We start from the raw sequence: 16,735 nt of genomic DNA, 5'->3' as shown, positions 1-16,735 counted from the left end.
GATGGCAGTAAACACATATAAATTAAAAGAAAGCATTTCCAGAGGCAGTATCTTCTCACGTCTTGAGGGCCTGCTGAAAATGGAAGGTGTGTTCGCTTATGGCTTACCATTGAAGTACCTGCCTTATGTGCTCTTTATGATGGCAGTCGGTATTTTTTACATAGGCAATAGTCATTATGCTGATAAGAATGTGAGAAAAATAGACCTGCTTAAAAAGGAGGTGGAAGACCTCAGAGCGGATTACACTACGCTAAAGGCAGATTATATGTACGCCAGCAAGCAGTCAGAAGTGGCTAAAAAAGTGGGGGCATTGGGAATAAAGGAAAGCTTACGTCCACCGGAAAAAATTGTAATCAGTACAAGTGAACATTAAAAAATCCATATTACTTAGAGTCAGAGTGGCTTTCCTTTTGGTGGCTGTCTTTGCTATGGGTGTTGCATATAAAGCCAGTCGTATTCAATTTTCCGAAGGAGATAAATGGAAGGAAATAGCAGACCAGATCAGCTTTAAAACACGAACGGTAAAGGCTACTCGCGGCAATATCTATTCGGACAATGGCAGTTTGCTCGCTACTGATCTGCCATTTTATAAAGTCGCTTTCGATGCTACACAGTCATCGGAGGAGGTATTTAGTAGAGGTGTCGATTCTTTAGCCATCTATTTGTCGGGATATTTTGGGGACAGGTCAACCAAAGCATATAAGCAGTTACTCAAGAATGCCCGTGCTTCCAAGCGTCAATATTTGATCTTGAACAGGAAGCAGGTAGGGTATCAACAGAAAAAGGTGATGTCTGAATGGCCCATATTCAGAGAGGGACGCTTAAAAGGTGGGATCATTTTCGAACGGGTAGATAAGAGGTTTAGACCTTTTACCCAGCTGGGTCATAGAACGATCGGATTTATTAATGAAAACGAGCGTGGTGCCGGGTTGGAATACAGCTTTAACGAGGAACTGGCCGGAAAAGACGGTCAGGCCTTATATGAAAAAATGGCTGGGGGAGGGTGGAAACCCCTTTATGATGGAAACGAGGTGAAAACGGAGGACGGCTATGACATTGAGACCACCATTGACATTAATCTGCAAGATGTTAGTGAAACAGCCCTTTTACGTGCGCTCGAGTATCATGAAGCAGATTACGGTGTAGCTGCGGTAATGGAGGTGGCTACAGGTGAGGTGAAAGCCATCGCTAACCTGAGTCGCAATGACAAAGGTTACTATTATGAACGATATAATTATGCAGTTGGTGGGTTAATAGAGCCTGGCTCTACATTCAAACTCGCCACAATGATTGCATTATTAGAAGGTGCGGATATCAATATTTACGACAGTATTGCTACTGGTAATGGCATTCAGAAATTCTACAATAATACTGTTCGTGATCATGATGAAGGTGGATATGGTACCATTACGATCAAAAGAGCGTTCGAAAAATCTTCTAATGTCGCCATGGCCAAATTGGTAGATCAGCATTTTGGAGACCGGCCTGACCGGTTTTTAGATTACATTGATAATATTGGTTTGTCACAACCATTGGGTTTGCAGATCAAAGGAGAGGGCAACCCAAAGATAAAACGCCCTCAGGATAAAGATTGGAGTGGGATCACATTGCCATGGATGGCCTACGGCTATGGGTTAGAGCTTACCCCCATGCAGGTATTGGCCATGTTCAATGCAGTGGCTAACGGAGGTAAAATGATCCGACCGATATTTGTAAAATCCATCCGCAAAGCTGATAAAGTAATTAAAGCATACGAGGCCCCCGTGCTTCGGAAAAGAATATGCTCCGATGCGACATTGGTCAAGCTAAGAATACTGCTTGAAGGGGTGGTGACCAATGGTACTGCTTCTAATATCAGCAACGCGCATTACAAAATAGCAGGTAAAACAGGGACTGCACAAATCCTTGAAAATGGGAGGTATACCAGGAAATACTACACTTCTTTTGCCGGATATTTTCCGGCAGATAATCCGAAGTATAGTGCCATCATTATTATTAAAAACCCTAAGGGCTGGAGGCAATACGGTAGTAATGTAGCAGCACCTGTTTTTAAGGAAATTGCTGATAACATTTATTCCAGGGACATAGAAATGCATGCTGCCATGGAGGCTGAGTTTACAGCCTTACCGGAAATATTCCCTGTCATCAGGTCCGGTTATCAGGAAGACTTGAAATTTCTGTGCAACGAACTCGGCGTTTCAAATCATTCTTCCACTGAAGAGCCCTGGGTGCGAACCGGTGTTATCGGCAATGCTGTGGAATGGAAGGCAAATACTATCCAGGATAACCTCACTCCAAATGTAAAAGGAATGACCTTGCGTGACGCCATATATGTGTTGGAAAATGCAGGGCTGAATGTCAGGATTGAAGGGGTAGGCAGGGTGAAAGAACAATCTTTACCTGTAGGCAGAAGGATAATAAAAGGAGATGAAATAGTGATCAAGTTGAGTTAATGGCCATATTAAGAGACATATTATATAAAGTTTCACTGGTTTCCACTTCAGGGGATATGGAAAGAAAGGTGGAAAGTATTGCCTTTGATTCACGAAAAGTGGCAAAAGGTGGATTGTTCATAGCGGTTAAAGGAACTCAGGTGGATGGTCACGATTACATTTATACTGCTATCCAGCAAGGTGCCCAAGCTATTGTTTGTGAGCGTCTTCCTGATGAAACGAAAAAAGAAGTTACCTACATTGCCGTAAAGAACAGCGCTCATGCGTTAGGCATTATTGCGGCAAATTTTTATGGTAATCCGAGCACAAAACTCAAGTTGGTAGGTGTTACCGGTACCAACGGAAAAACTACAGTTGCTACGTTGCTTTTTGATCTGTTTCGCCAAATGGGTTACTCAGCAGGGCTTCTGTCTACTGTCAATAATCGTATTGACAACAAAGTAATAAAAGCTACCCATACTACACCTGATGCTATTAGTTTGAATGCACTCATTGCAGAAATGGTAGAGGAAGGTTGCGATTTCTGCTTTATGGAAGTAAGCTCTCATGCCATCGATCAAGGACGAGTGGCAGGTTTGAATTTTAAAGGAGCCATATTCACCAATATTTCACATGACCACCTGGATTATCATAAAACTTTTGATGCCTATATCAAAGCTAAAAAAAGACTTTTTGATGATCTGAGGCCAGGGAGTTTCGCATTGTCCAATGTAGACGATAAGCGCGGCAGAGTGATACTTCAAAATACGAAAGCATCTAAAAATACCTATGCGCTGAAAAGTGTAGCTGAATTCAGAGCCAAACTTGTAGCAAACACGCTGCAGGGGCTGGAAATGGAGATAGACGGTAAAAATGTATGGTTTAAACTGATCGGTGATTTTAATGCTTACAATTTATTGGCAGTGTATGCCACCGGAGTATTACTCGGCGAAGATTCTGATGAGTTGCTAACACAGCTTTCTTTAATGGATGGTGCACCTGGAAGGTTTGAACAAATTATCTCCGAATCAGATATTACGGCCATAGTGGATTATGCTCATACACCTGATGCACTTAAAAATGTGTTGAATACAATAGCGGAATTGCGAACAGGAAATGAGCAAGTGATCACTGTGGTAGGCTGTGGCGGAAGCAGGGACAAGACAAAAAGACCTTTAATGGCTTCTATTGCTTGTAAAATGAGTGATAAAGTAGTGCTCACCTCAGATAATCCAAGAGATGAGGATCCGTTGGAGATCATTAAAGAAATGCAGACAGGCGTAAGTCCTGCTGATTATAAAAAGACACTGGTATTGGCCGATAGGGAGGAAGCGATTAAAACCGCCTGCGTACTGGCCAATAAAAAGGATATCATACTGGTAGCCGGTAAGGGCCATGAAACCTACCAGGAAATAAAAGGAGTACGTCATCCTTTTGATGACAAAGAAGTACTAGAACGAATGTTAAACCTGTTTGCCAACTGAATACATGCTTTATTATCTGTTTGACTATTTAGAGCAAGAATTTAACCTGATAGGTGCAGGGGTATTTCAGTATATCTCTTTCAGGGCGGGTATGGCAGCTGTTATTTCCTTATTCATCACTATTTCATTAGGAAAGCAGATCATAGATATCTTACGTAGAAAGCAGGTGGGAGAAACCATTCGTGACCTGGGGTTGGAGGGCCAAATGGAAAAAAAAGGTACGCCTACTATGGGCGGGTTAATGATACTTAGTGGCATACTGGTCCCTGTATTACTGCTCGCTAAACTGGATAATGTTTATGTAGTCCTGCTGCTCATAGCTACCATTGGATTAGGGCTGATAGGGTTTACAGATGACTACATTAAAGTTTTTAAAAAAAATAAAGAAGGGCTGGCCGGTAAGTTTAAGGTGGTAGGCCAGGTCACAATCGGGCTGGTAGTAGGGCTTACACTTTACTTCAATGATGATGTGGTGATCAGGGAATATAGTGAAGAGCATGTGTTACAAGACGGAGAGGTAATAGCTACTTATGAAGATGTTAAATCCACGAAAACCACTGTTCCATTCCTGAAGGACAATGAATTGGACTATGATAAACTATTCCCGTTCCTTGGTCATGACTTTACATGGATCATTTATGTACTGGTGGTGGTACTGATCATTACGTCCGTCTCTAACGGAGCCAATATTACAGATGGCATTGACGGTCTGGCAGCCGGCACTTCTGCCATCATAGGACTTACATTAGCGATTTTCGCCTACTTATCAGGCCGTGTCGACTTTAGTGAATATCTGAATATCTTGCATATTCCGAATCTCAGTGAGGTCGTTATTTTTTGCACAGCCTTTGTAGGTGCATGTATCGGCTTTCTATGGTATAATAATTATCCTGCCCAGATTTTCATGGGCGATACAGGTAGCCTGTCGTTAGGGGGTATCATAGCTGTATTGGCGTTGGTGGTAAGGAAAGAATTAATGATCCCTCTGCTATGCGGTATTTTTTTGATAGAAAACTTATCGGTAATGCTGCAAGTAGGATACTTCAAATACACAAAAAAGAAATATGGAGAAGGTAGGCGGATTTTTAAGATGGCTCCGCTTCATCACCATTATCAAAAAATGGAATTACATGAATCAAAGATCGTGACCCGTTTTTGGATTGTGGGAGTGCTTTTGGCAATACTGAGTTTAGCAACATTAAAACTGAGATGATCAAACATCGATAGATGATAAATATATGTGACATATACACTAGTCTATTTGAGCTTTTAAGGAAAAGTATTGGAGGTGTGGCAAAGACCTCAGAAGGTATCTTTTTTCATGTTTTTAAAAGAATTTTTTCAACCAATAAAATCCAGGATCTAAAATCAACAATCGATTAACCATATTGGGTGCAGGCGAAAGCGGCACAGGAGCGGCACTCTTGGCGAAAGCCAAAGGCTTTGATGTATTTGTTTCTGACTATTCTGAGATAGCTGATGAGTACAAGCAAGAGCTGACAGCTCATAATATACCTTTCGAAGAAGGACAGCATAGTGAAGGTAAGGTCCTGGAATCGCAACTTATCATTAAAAGTCCTGGAATATCTGAGAAAGTGGCGATTGTGCAAAAGGCCATTCAGCAGGGTGTCCGTGTGATAGACGAAATTGAATTTGCTTCACATTATACCTCTGCTAAGATCATCGCCATAACCGGTACCAATGGGAAGACCACCACTGCCTTACTTACCTATCACTTACTTAAGGTAGCAGGTTGTAAGGTGGGGCTGGCCGGAAATATAGGACATAGTCTTGCCAAGCAGGTTATCGAAGATGAATTTGACTACTATGTAGTAGAGATCAGTAGTTTTCAACTGGATGGGACCTATACATTTAAACCATTCATAGGCGTGCTTCTGAATATCACGCCGGACCATATGGACCGGTATGACTATAAATTAAGCAACTATGTTCAGTCAAAATTCAGACTTGTACAGAGCATGGGTAGGGATGACCATTTTATCTATTATCAGGATAATGACCTGATCAGAGAAGAATTGGAATCCAGAGAATTTAAGGCGAACATTCATTCAATTTCTCTTTACCATACAACATCAGCTTACCTTGACAAAGATCAGATGGTCTTTGATCAGGGGGCTGATACACTAAACATTCTCCTTGCGGAAACAACACTACGTGGCAAACATAATGCTATTAATATGATGGCCTCTGTGAAATCGGCGTTGCTCTGTGGTATTCCTGAAGAGGTGATCAAGGCGGGCTTAAGAACCTTTGAAAACGCTCCTCACAGGCTTGAATATGTCACTTCTATCAATAAGGTAGACTTTGTCAATGACTCCAAAGCTACGAATGTGGACGCGGTGCACTACGCCTTGGACAGCTTCGATGAACAACTGGTATGGATAGCAGGAGGGGTTGATAAAGGAAATGAGTATGATCTGATCATGGAATCGGTCAATGAGAAAGTAAAGGCACTTGTTTGCCTTGGGAAAGACAATCAGAAACTTCGTGATGCATTCCATACGGAAATCATCAATCTGTTAGAAACAGACAATATGAAGGATGCAGTACGATCAGCTATGGGATATGCCACAGCGCATGACGTGGTGCTAATGTCACCGGCCTGCGCCAGTTTCGATCTTTTTAAGAACTACCAGGATCGGGGAGAGCAGTTTAAAGCTGCTGTTTGGGAATTGAAAAAAGAATTTGAAAACCAGGTGATGTCATGAAGGAGAAGGTGAAAATATGGGCGGATGAAAATCTGAAAGGTGATCCTGTCATCTGGATGGTGGTGCTGGCGTTATCCCTTATTGGTATTTTGGTTGTGTATAGCGCTACAGGCACACTTGCGTTTAAGAATATGAAGCATCCCGAAATCTACTTGCTTCGCCATACGCTACTGGTTGGTATCGGTATTTTTGCCATGTGGCTGGCGCATAGAATAGATTATCGCTACTATTCCAAATTGTCCAGGGTAGCACTTTGGGTAAGTGTTCCGCTTCTTCTCTACACATTTACCAGTGGAGTAAGTTTAAATGACGCCTCACGTTGGATACAGATACCTGTGATTAACGCATCCTTTCAGCCATCTGACCTGGCTAGTTTGGCATTGATCACCAGTTTGGCAAGCATGCTCTCTAAACGCCAGCAAAACATTGCTGATTTTAAAGAGTCCTTGATCCCAATATTGATATGGTGCGGAGTTATTTGCGGCCTTATCGCTCTGACGAATTTATCATCAGCCATCTTGTTATTTCTGACCTGTATGCTCATCATGTTCATTGGTCGTGTGCCATTGAAATACCTGGGGATGCTGGTATTCGTTGGCGCCATAGCCGGTGCGGGCGCTATTAAATTTGGTGTAAGAGGAGAAACGGCGAAGAACAGGATAGAAAGCTTTATTCAGGGAAGAGACCTTCCTTTTCAAGCCAAACATGCGCGTATAGCCATTGCTACCGGAGGTGTGGTGGGCAAGGGCCCCGGACAAAGTCAACAAAGAAACATTCTTCCACACCCTTATTCTGATTTTGTATATGCCATTATCATTGAAGAGTATGGAATAATAGGAGGCACCATTGTATTGATGCTGTATTTACTGCTACTCTACAGAGGTATGAAGGGAGTGGTTAATAGTGAAAGGGCTTTTGGCGGTTTGCTGTCGGCGGGGCTCAGTTTTGCGATTGTACTGCAAGCCATGGTCAACATGGGGGTGGTAGTAGGATTAGGGCCTATTACCGGTTTGCCCTTGCCTCTGATAAGTATGGGAGGTACCTCACTACTTTTTACAGGGATTTCCATTGGTATAATATTAAGTGTAAGTCGTGGAGAAGTAGACCAGGCTTGGGCAGGAACCGGTAAAGAAATGAAAAATGTAGCCCGGGCGGCAGTATGAACAGGATAAAATAAAAGAACGATAGAAAAGCAAAAACCATATCGATTTATCATTAGCGGCGGTGGAACCGGTGGTCACATTTATCCTGCATTGGCGGTGGCGAATGAGATAAAGAAGCGCCTTAAAGAGGCTGAAATACTGTTTGTAGGAGCGCAGGGTAAAATGGAAATGACCAAGGTTCCGGAAGCAGGCTTTGAGATCGTAGGGCTGTGGATCAGTGGCCTTCAGCGTAAGATCACTTTACAAAATTTGCTGTTCCCACTCAAAGTAATTATGAGTGTATTATCTGCTAAGCGTATAATAAAAAAGTTTAAGCCAGATGCCATCATCGGTTTTGGAGGCTATGCCAGTGGGCCTATTATGCTCGCTGCCGGTTCCAGAAAACTTCCTACTATGATCCAGGAGCAAAACTCTCATGCCGGTATCACGAACCAGCGCCTGGGCAAAAAAGTAACTAAAGTTTGCGTGGCATATGATGGTATGGATAAATATTTTCCTAATGAAAAACTAGTCCTTACAGGCAATCCGGTAAGAAACGATATTCTTTCCGTTTCGGATAAAAAGGCTGCGGCACATGATCATTTTAAACTGGACGCATCGAAACCGGTATTACTGGTGATAGGTGGTAGCCTGGGAGCAAGAACGATTAACGCCAGTGTCATTGAACACTTGCAAAAAGTGGTTGACTCCGGTACACAGCTTTTATGGCAGACAGGTAAATTTTATTACCAGGAGATGAAAGAAAGGACCAAAGACTTTGACCTGACATCTATTCATGTTCTGGAGTTTATTAAGGAAATGGATTTGGCATATGCCGCTGCTGACATAGTCATCTCCAGGGCCGGAGCATTGTCTATTTCCGAACTGTGCCTGGTGGGTAAGCCGGTGATCTTTATACCTTCTCCCAACGTAGCAGAAGATCATCAGACTAAAAATGCCAGTGCATTAACATCAAAAAATGCGGCTTTAATGATAAAAGATAGTAATGCCCGGGAGTGTATGATCACCAGGGCATTGGAATTACTAAAGGATGAAGATAAAAAGGCAGAGTTATCAAAGAATATAAAAATGCTGGGTAAGCCCAAGGCAACAGAAGAGATTGTAAATGAATTAATGGAACTCGTAGCTTGAACATCAGAGAATACGATAGCGCATATTTTATTGGGATTGGCGGCATAGGCATGAGCGCTCTGGCACGTTGGTTTAATGCCAATGGCTATTTTGTAGCAGGCTATGACCGCACCTCCACACCTTTGACACAACAATTAACTGCAGAGGGAATAGATATTCATTATGATGACGATGTTGCTTTGATTCCGAAAACAGTATTCAATACAAAATGTTTGATAGTGATTACTCCTGCCATTCCTAAAGATCATAAGGAGTTAAATCATTTAAGTGCCGCTGATCTTCCGATGTATAAGCGTTCACAAGTATTGGGGATGATCTCAAGTAGTTTTACTACGGTAGCCGTAGCAGGCACACATGGTAAAACTACTACTTCTTCTATGGTGGCACATATTTTGAAATCAGCAGGTAAGGACATCACTGCATTTCTGGGAGGGATAGCCACGAACTACGATTCTAACTTCATAGAAAATAAGGACAATAATGCCATAGCGGTGGTAGAAGCAGATGAGTTTGATCGCTCATTTCTTACGCTGCATCCCGACATAGCCGTGATCACATCTGTTGATGCGGACCATTTGGACATCTATGGAGATGAAGACAGCCTGAAAAACTCTTTTAAGCAGTTTATCAGTCAAATAAAAAATAACGGAAGACTTTTTGTGACCGAAAAAGTGGCTTCTGCCATTACAGATAATACCAACTCAAAATTAATAAGCACTTATGGATTAAACCGGGGACAATTTTTTGCAAGCAACATTACCATCGCAGATGGATTTTTTATATTCAACTATTGTGACGAGCAGTGCAAAATTGAGAAAATTACGCTTGGCGTTCCCGGTTTTCATAATGTAGAGAATGTTACCGCAGCTATTGCCGTGGCATTGGAATTAGGAGTTTCAGCGGATGATATCAAAACAGGCGTCGCATCTTACCGTGGAGTAAAGCGACGATTTGAATTTGTGCTTAGATCAGATAAAGTCGTTTTTATTGATGACTACGCACACCACCCTACCGAAATAGAATCATTCCTGACGTCGTTAAAAGCGCTTTACCCCGGCAAAAAGATAACGGTCATTTTCCAACCCCACCTGTTTACCAGAACACGTGACTTTGTGGATGAATTTGCCGTTAGCCTTGGCCTGGCAGATGAAATTATCCTTTTGGATATTTATCCGGCCAGAGAAGAGCAGATTGAAGGAGTGACATCTGCTATGATCTTAGATAAGATCCTGATTGAGAATAAAATATGTATTTCAAAAGACGGGTTAATGGACTTTCTCGATACAAAAGAACTGGAAGTGGTGGCTACCATAGGTGCCGGTGATATTGATCAGTTAGTGGCTCCGTTAAAAGAAAACCTGGAAAGGAGGTATCATGTGGCGTAGCATAAGAAATTATAAAAGTATCACCATGGCTGTGATTGCTGCGGTGATGATTATCACAATTGCCTTCTCCGAGCGGGATAATGATAGCGATTTATGTAAAGAAGTCGTGATCCGAATTGATAATCAGCATGAGAATTTTTTCGTAGACGAACAGGACGTCACAAATCTGATCACAGACCAGGGCGCTTATGTAGTGATTGGCGCCAGCTTCAACGATCTAAACCTAAAGGCAATGGAGCAGCGTGTCAAAGAAGAGCGTTTTATAAAGAAGGCAGAGATCTACAAAGACCTGAAAGGAAATATATTGGTAAATGTGACACTGAGAAGACCATTTGCCCGTGTGATCCGCGAGGGGCGTCCAGGTGAGTTTATTGCACTGGATGGCGCTATTTTACCACCTTCTTCCAAGTTTGCTACTCGTACCTTATTGGTTTCCGGAGATTATGTTCCTGAATTGATCAGGCAAGACTTAAATGAAACACCGGAAGGTAAAGCATTATTCAAGCTGATGAATTTCATTGACAAAGATAAATTTTGGAAGGCTCAGGTAGCACAGATAGACATTGATAAAAACCTGGAGATAACGATGTATCCCCAGGTGACTAAACAGATCGTAGAGTTCGGTAAGCCGGAGAATGTAGAGGATAAGTTCAGAAGGTTAAAAACATTTTACACTCAGATCTTACCCAGAAAAGGATGGAATGGCTACCGGCGAGTTAATCTGAAGTACAAAAATCAAATAATAGCAGAATGAAAGTACTAAGGACTATTGATGGAAGACTCACGACCAATGATTAAGAAAATTAACAACCACTAACACTATAAAATTTGCAACCATGGAAAATGAAAAAATCGTCGTCGGACTTGATATTGGGACCACCAAGATCTGCGCGATTGTAGGACGTAAAAATGAGTTTGGTAAACTTGAGGTCCTGGGGATGGGAAAAGCTGAATCCGATGGTGTGATTCGCGGTATCGTCACCAATATTGACAAAACAGTAGCGGCCATAGAAAAAGCTGTCAGACAGGCTGAAGATGAGGCAGGGATCGACATTCGTGTCGTAAATGTAGGTATAGCGGGTCAGCATATTAAAAGCTCTATACATCATGGTAGTATTACACGTGATTCCAACGAAGATGAAATTACTATTGAAGATATCAATCGTCTGAATAATGATATGTATCGTATTGTGATCCCACCGGGCAGTGAAATTATTCACGTTATGCCACAGGATTATACGGTAGATTATGAAGATGGTATTAAAGATCCGGTAGGTATGTCAGGAGTAAAACTGGAAGCGGATTTCCACGTGATCACTGCTCAGACAAACGCCATCAATAATATCAATAAATGTGTACGAAGAGCAGGACTGGAAATAGAGAACCTGATCCTTGAACCACTAGCGTCCAGCCTGGCTGTACTCAGCGATGAAGAAAAGGAAGCAGGTATATGTTTGATCGATATTGGGGGTGGTACTACGGATATTGCCATTTTTCACGATAATATCATACGTCATACGGCCGTCATTCCATTTGGTGGTAATATCATCACTTCAGATATCAAGCAAGGCTGTATGGTGATGCAGCACCAGGCGGAATTATTGAAGACCAAGTTTGGGAAGGCCATAGGAGAGGAAGCAAGTCCGAATGAAATTGTTTCTATTCCGGGCATTCGCAACCGTGCACCTAAAGAGATATCGATCAAAAACCTGGCGCATATCATTGAGGCCCGAATGGAAGAGATTGTGGAACTGGCTCACATGGAGATCATTACCTCGGGCTTTGAAAACAGGCTGGCAGGTGGAATAGTAATTACCGGCGGTGGGTCTCAATTAAATAGTTTGAAACAGTTAGTAGAATATATGACAGGAATGGATGCTCGTATAGGATACCCTAATGAGCATCTGGGCAGAAGTAAAGTAGACGCTGTGAAAAGTCCGATGTATGCTACTTCAGTTGGATTGGTGCTTTCAGGATTCAGAGCGTTAGATGAACGTGAAAACAGATACAACGAATCCAAAGAACACGTAAAGAGCCATACAGGTAGAAAAAGAGAATCTACAGGAGATTTCTTTTCTAAGATCCTTAACAAGACGAAAGGTTTGCTGATTGATGACCTTGACGGGAAAAACGATTATTAAGAAGAGCTGACAAAAAATTAGACAACCACTAAATATTCATAATATGTCTGAAGATGCATATAAATTCGATTTACCGACCCATCACAAATCGATCATTAAAGTGATCGGTGTTGGTGGTGGTGGAAGTAATGCAGTTAACCACATGTTTAATCAAGGTATTAAAGATGTGGAGTTCATTGTTTGTAACACGGACTCACAGGCGCTGAAATCTAATGCAGTACCTGGGAAACTTCAAATAGGAGTTAATCTAACAGAAGGGCTGGGGGCAGGTGCCAATCCGGAGGTAGGAAAAGATGCTGCGCTGGAAAGCAGAGAAGATATTCGGGATCTCTTGGGAAATGATACTAAGATGGTGTTTATCACCGCAGGAATGGGGGGTGGAACCGGTACAGGAGCAGCACCGGTTATTGCGAAAATTGCCAAAGAAATGGACATTCTTACGGTTGGCATTATTACCGCACCGTTTGTTTTTGAAGGAAAGAAGAAGAGGGCCCAGGCGGAGCAGGGGATAAGTGAACTCAAAGCCAATTGCGATACGGTACTGGTAATACTTAATGATAAACTGAGAGAAATACATGGCAACTTGTCCATAGGCAGTGCCTTTGCTCAGGCAGACAATATATTAACTACAGCGGCCAAAGGAATAGCAGAGATCATCACCGTAGCAGGTTATGTGAATGTAGACTTTCAGGACGTTCGTACTGTGATGTACAACGCAGGTGCTGCAGTAATGGGGTGTTCTCAAACCAAAGGGGAGAACAGGGCCCGAAAGGCTGCTGAAGAGGCGTTGGCATCACCATTATTGGATAACCGTGATATTTTAGGGGCACAAAAGATATTGCTTTCTATCATCTCCGGTGAAAAGGCTGAACTGCAAATGGATGAACTTACTGAGATCACAGAATATATTCAGGACCAGGCGGGAGATGAAGCTGAAGTAATATTCGGCCATGGTGTGGATCCTAATTTAGAGGACAGCATTCGGGTAACGGTAATAGCCACTGGTTTTGATAATGATAAAAGGCAGTCGATGATGAAGGAAGATAATGATCGTAAGGTTTATAACCTGGAGTCTTCTAATCAGCAAATTGACCTTTTTGAAATTGATAATTCTGTCAATCAATCTTCTGAGATCACTACGCGTGATGCCGATACCAAAGTAGAAGAATCTCCCATGGGCCCTGATCGTGGCTATTCCTTTGCCAGCCCTGTGAATCAGGCAAATGATGGAGATGATAAGGGTGAGGACGGCTTGTTTTCGGAACTGGAGGAGGAGTTTGAAATAATGAACGAGGACAGAACCAATGAGGCTGTGGAGGATGAAAGTACAAGAGATATTACTACTACCCGGGATCGTTTACAGCAGAAAGCACAAGAGCGTCTGAACAAGTTAAGGGGATTGAACAAGGTGGAAATGAATACAGATGAATTCAAAGAAAAACTCGATGTGCCTGCTTATCTGAGAAAAGATGTGCGATTACAAAATGTGCCTCATTCTTCTGAGTCGCATGTATCTAAATACAATTTGAACGATGATAACCAGATACTGGGAAATAATAAATTTCTACATGATAACGTGGATTAAAGAAACAGACTGATTGACATTGCAGCACTGAAACCGGCTTACATTCCAAATTCGTAGTGGTTGTTGGTTGTAAATTTTTTGGCCGGTGCTGTAATGGCAATATTTTTTCAGCTGAACCCCCATGGTGCGCCATGGGGGTTATTTTTTTTGAAAATAAGTGAGAATCAGGAAGGTTTAAAGATAAGCTCAAGTGCACGACCATCACATCAGTTGACTCTTGTTTTTGTTGTGATCTATGTTTCTGAATATTACTTGCGGATAATCCTGAATATGTATGTAAACGTCCGAGGGAGTACATATTTGAGTTTTTGTTGCGTTGGTCTAACGTTGTATCATGAAAAGATATGACGAGAAGACGATGGGTGAGCAGTATAGCAGCTGGCGATCCTCAGGACAGAGTAAGGCCGACTATGCGGCAGAAAAAGGCATCCGCCGCCGCACCTTCTACTATTGGTCCAGGAAGTTCGATCGGGAAGCTGAGCCTTTCTTTGAATCGGCAGACCCATCGGACAGTTTTGCCTTGATGGAAGTTGACCGTGTGGATTCAAGCGCAGTACAACCATCGGCGATCATCCGCTTTCCGAGTGGGGTGAGCATAGAGTGGTATGATACGCTGGAGATTGATTTGATGAAAGCGCTACTGCACTAAGTTATGCTGTCCATAACCCCGACCTGTCGTTACTTTATATACCGTGAGCCTACCGATATGCGGTTTGGGATCTATTCTTTATCCGGATTGGTTCGCAACCAGTTAGGCGAAGACCCCCTGAGTGGCGATGTTTTTGTGTTCATCGGTAAGCGCCGCAACCAGGTGCGTCTGTTGCAGTGGGACCGTGACGGTTTTGCGCTTTACATCAAAAAGCTGGAGGCGGGCACTTTTGAATGGCCCTCAGGCCACCAGAGCCGACTTACCAGCCGGGATTTGACCCTTCTCATGGAGGGGGTCATGCTGAAAACCGTGCGCATGAGGCGGCGCTATACCCCCTTACAACGGGCGTAAAAAAAGTGTGGTTTTGGCATTAAAAACGGGCTTTAAATAGCCCTGAGGCCACTTTTTATGTGTGTCTTCACCTCATGAAAAACACAGCGACAGACTACAAAAAACTCTACGAGCAGTCGCTGAAAACCCTGGAAAAAGAACGGGAAACATCCGAACAAACCTTAGCTGAAGCCAAGGAGATCCTGGCGGAAAAAGAGCAGCAACTTTCCCAGAAAGATGATCAAATCAATCAGCTCAATTTCGAGCTGGACAAATTCCGGAAGTACATTTTTGGCAGCAAGAGTGAAAAGCTCCCGCTCAAAGAGGTAGACCTCTCTCAGATGAGTCTCTTCGACTTGGGTACTCCTCAACAGCTACAAGAAGACCTTTCTGAGCAGGCAGCATCTACTGCTCCTCAAAAGACACCCAAGCCCCGAGCCAAAGGTACCGGGCGTATGAAGCTTCCTGAACATCTGAGAAGGGAGACCATCCTCATAGAGCCTACCGAAGATGTGAGTGACTGTATTTGTATCGGTGAAGAAGTCACCGAAGTATTGGAGCTGACCCCTGCTGAGTTTTATGTCAAGCGCTATGTACGCCCGAAGTATGCTCGTCCCAACGGTGGGGGTATCCTCATTGGCCAGCTCCCCGAGCGGGTCATTGACAAAGGGATTCCTTCTGATGGGTTGATCGCCCAGATGATACTGGACAAATATGTATATGGTTTACCATTACATCGTCAAATAAGCAAGTATCGCAGGTTGGGCGAGAATCTACCGGCTTCTACTGCATCAGATTGGATCATTAAAGGATGGAAACACCTGGTTCCTTTATGGGAACTACTCAACCTGTTGATCGCTAACCAAACTTACGTGCAAGTCGATGAATCCCCGATCAAAGTCCAGGATAAGGGAAAGGCCAACAAGATCCATAAAGGCTACATGTGGGTGTATCATGCCCCTGTTGACAAGCTGGTGCTGTTCGACTACCGGAAGGGCCGTGATAGGAGTGGCCCCCGAGAGATGCTCAAAGGGTATGAAGGGATCCTCCAAACCGATGGGTACAGCGTCTATGAGTCCTTATATGGTGATCATCCTTCTGTAGCTTTAGTCTATTGCATGGCCCATGCCAGAAGAAAGTTTGTGGATGCACTCAAGGATGATAAAGCCAAAGCGCACCATGTGCTCTCAGAGATGCAATTGCTTTACAAACTGGAGGAAGATATGCGAGAAGAAGGACTGGGCTGGGAAGCGCGGACCCAAAGAAGGCAGCAAGAAGCTACGCCTGTTTTAGATCGCCTGGAAACCTGGCTGAAGGAACATGCCCTCAAAACTCTCCCGGGCAGTCCCTTGGGTAAAGCTATCGACTACACCTTACCGCGGTGGAAGGGGCTAAGCGCTTATGTGCAGCACGGCCAGCTGGAAATCGACAATAATCTTGTGGAAAACGCGATACGACCGCTTGCCATCGGCAGGAAGAACTACCTTTTCGCCGGCTCACATGATGCAGCAGAAGCTACTGCTGCGATGTACTCCTTTATGGCCACATGCAAAAAGAACAATGTCAACGAACTCGAATGGCTCACTGACGTCTTCGGGCGAATCCAGTCCCATAAGCAAAAGGACCTCTATCAGCTTCTGCCAAATAACTGGGCTAACTACAGGGACGCTCCCAAATAGTCCGATATGGGTTCCTCGGACGTTTAC

Annotated in this window: 14 protein-coding genes; all 14 read left to right on the top strand. The window is 43.2% G+C overall.

Annotation, left to right across the window (positions count from 1 at the left end):
* Position 1 precedes the first annotated feature (1 nt).
* The 14 genes from FNH22_RS19335 to FNH22_RS19270 all read left to right on the top strand — a co-directional run bounded on the left by FNH22_RS19335 (position 2) and on the right by FNH22_RS19270 (position 16,708).
* Complete coding sequence (locus FNH22_RS19335; RefSeq protein WP_143400086.1) at positions 2 to 373, top strand: FtsL-like putative cell division protein; 372 nt, start codon at positions 2 to 4, stop codon at positions 371 to 373.
* Positions 363 to 2,453 (top strand): penicillin-binding protein, encoded by a 2,091-nt coding sequence (locus FNH22_RS19330; RefSeq protein ID WP_143400085.1) that lies wholly within the window; start codon positions 363 to 365, stop codon positions 2,451 to 2,453. The genes FNH22_RS19335 and FNH22_RS19330 overlap by 11 nt, the downstream gene beginning before the upstream one ends.
* On the top strand, positions 2,453 to 3,916 hold the full coding sequence (locus tag FNH22_RS19325; RefSeq protein ID WP_143400084.1) for a UDP-N-acetylmuramoyl-L-alanyl-D-glutamate--2,6-diaminopimelate ligase: 1,464 nt from the start codon (positions 2,453 to 2,455) through the stop codon (positions 3,914 to 3,916). The genes FNH22_RS19330 and FNH22_RS19325 overlap by 1 nt, the downstream gene beginning before the upstream one ends.
* Before the next feature lie 4 nt (positions 3,917 to 3,920).
* Positions 3,921 to 5,129 (top strand): phospho-N-acetylmuramoyl-pentapeptide-transferase, encoded by a 1,209-nt coding sequence (gene mraY / locus FNH22_RS19320; RefSeq protein ID WP_143400212.1) that lies wholly within the window; start codon positions 3,921 to 3,923, stop codon positions 5,127 to 5,129.
* Positions 5,130 to 5,304: 175 nt separating this feature from the next.
* Positions 5,305 to 6,645: a UDP-N-acetylmuramoyl-L-alanine--D-glutamate ligase gene (gene murD, locus FNH22_RS19315; RefSeq protein ID WP_255518102.1), complete on the top strand. Its 1,341-nt coding sequence runs from the start codon at positions 5,305 to 5,307 to the stop codon at positions 6,643 to 6,645.
* Entirely contained in the window at positions 6,642 to 7,808 is a 1,167-nt protein-coding gene (locus tag FNH22_RS19310) for an FtsW/RodA/SpoVE family cell cycle protein (protein WP_143400082.1), read from the top strand. The genes murD and FNH22_RS19310 overlap by 4 nt, the downstream gene beginning before the upstream one ends.
* A 21-nt stretch (positions 7,809 to 7,829) precedes the next feature.
* The gene (gene murG, locus FNH22_RS19305; protein WP_143400081.1) at positions 7,830 to 8,939 is read left to right on the top strand and encodes an undecaprenyldiphospho-muramoylpentapeptide beta-N-acetylglucosaminyltransferase; all 1,110 of its coding nucleotides are present in this window, start codon (positions 7,830 to 7,832) and stop codon (positions 8,937 to 8,939) included.
* Positions 8,936 to 10,324, top strand: coding sequence for a UDP-N-acetylmuramate--L-alanine ligase (gene murC, locus FNH22_RS19300; RefSeq protein WP_143400080.1), 1,389 nt, complete (start codon positions 8,936 to 8,938; stop codon positions 10,322 to 10,324). The genes murG and murC overlap by 4 nt, the downstream gene beginning before the upstream one ends.
* 25 nt (positions 10,325 to 10,349) lie before the next feature.
* Positions 10,350 to 11,078: a cell division protein FtsQ/DivIB gene (locus FNH22_RS19295; RefSeq protein WP_255518101.1), complete on the top strand. Its 729-nt coding sequence runs from the start codon at positions 10,350 to 10,352 to the stop codon at positions 11,076 to 11,078.
* Positions 11,079 to 11,160: 82 nt separating this feature from the next.
* On the top strand, positions 11,161 to 12,465 hold the full coding sequence (ftsA, locus tag FNH22_RS19290; RefSeq protein WP_143400078.1) for a cell division protein FtsA: 1,305 nt from the start codon (positions 11,161 to 11,163) through the stop codon (positions 12,463 to 12,465).
* A 43-nt stretch (positions 12,466 to 12,508) separates the two neighbouring features.
* Positions 12,509 to 14,050 carry a cell division protein FtsZ gene (ftsZ, locus tag FNH22_RS19285; RefSeq protein ID WP_143400077.1) on the top strand — a complete coding sequence of 514 codons (1,542 nt, stop codon included), beginning with the start codon at positions 12,509 to 12,511 and terminating at the stop codon, positions 14,048 to 14,050.
* Between the two features lie 334 nt (positions 14,051 to 14,384).
* Positions 14,385 to 14,699 carry a hypothetical protein gene (locus FNH22_RS19280; RefSeq protein WP_143400076.1) on the top strand — a complete coding sequence of 105 codons (315 nt, stop codon included), beginning with the start codon at positions 14,385 to 14,387 and terminating at the stop codon, positions 14,697 to 14,699.
* 3 nt (positions 14,700 to 14,702) lie between these two features.
* Complete coding sequence (gene tnpB / locus FNH22_RS19275) at positions 14,703 to 15,050, top strand: IS66 family insertion sequence element accessory protein TnpB (RefSeq protein ID WP_143400075.1); 348 nt, start codon at positions 14,703 to 14,705, stop codon at positions 15,048 to 15,050.
* A gap of 74 nt (positions 15,051 to 15,124) precedes the next feature.
* On the top strand, positions 15,125 to 16,708 hold the full coding sequence (locus FNH22_RS19270) for an IS66 family transposase (protein ID WP_143400074.1): 1,584 nt from the start codon (positions 15,125 to 15,127) through the stop codon (positions 16,706 to 16,708).
* Positions 16,709 to 16,735: the final 27 nt, after the last annotated feature.

Origin of the sequence: Fulvivirga sp. M361, from assembly GCF_007097395.1 — a bacterium.
Lineage (GTDB): Bacteria > Bacteroidota > Bacteroidia > Cytophagales > Cyclobacteriaceae > Fulvivirga.
Note: the sequence above shows the minus strand (reverse complement) of the source record. Positions and strands in the feature narration are given on the sequence as shown.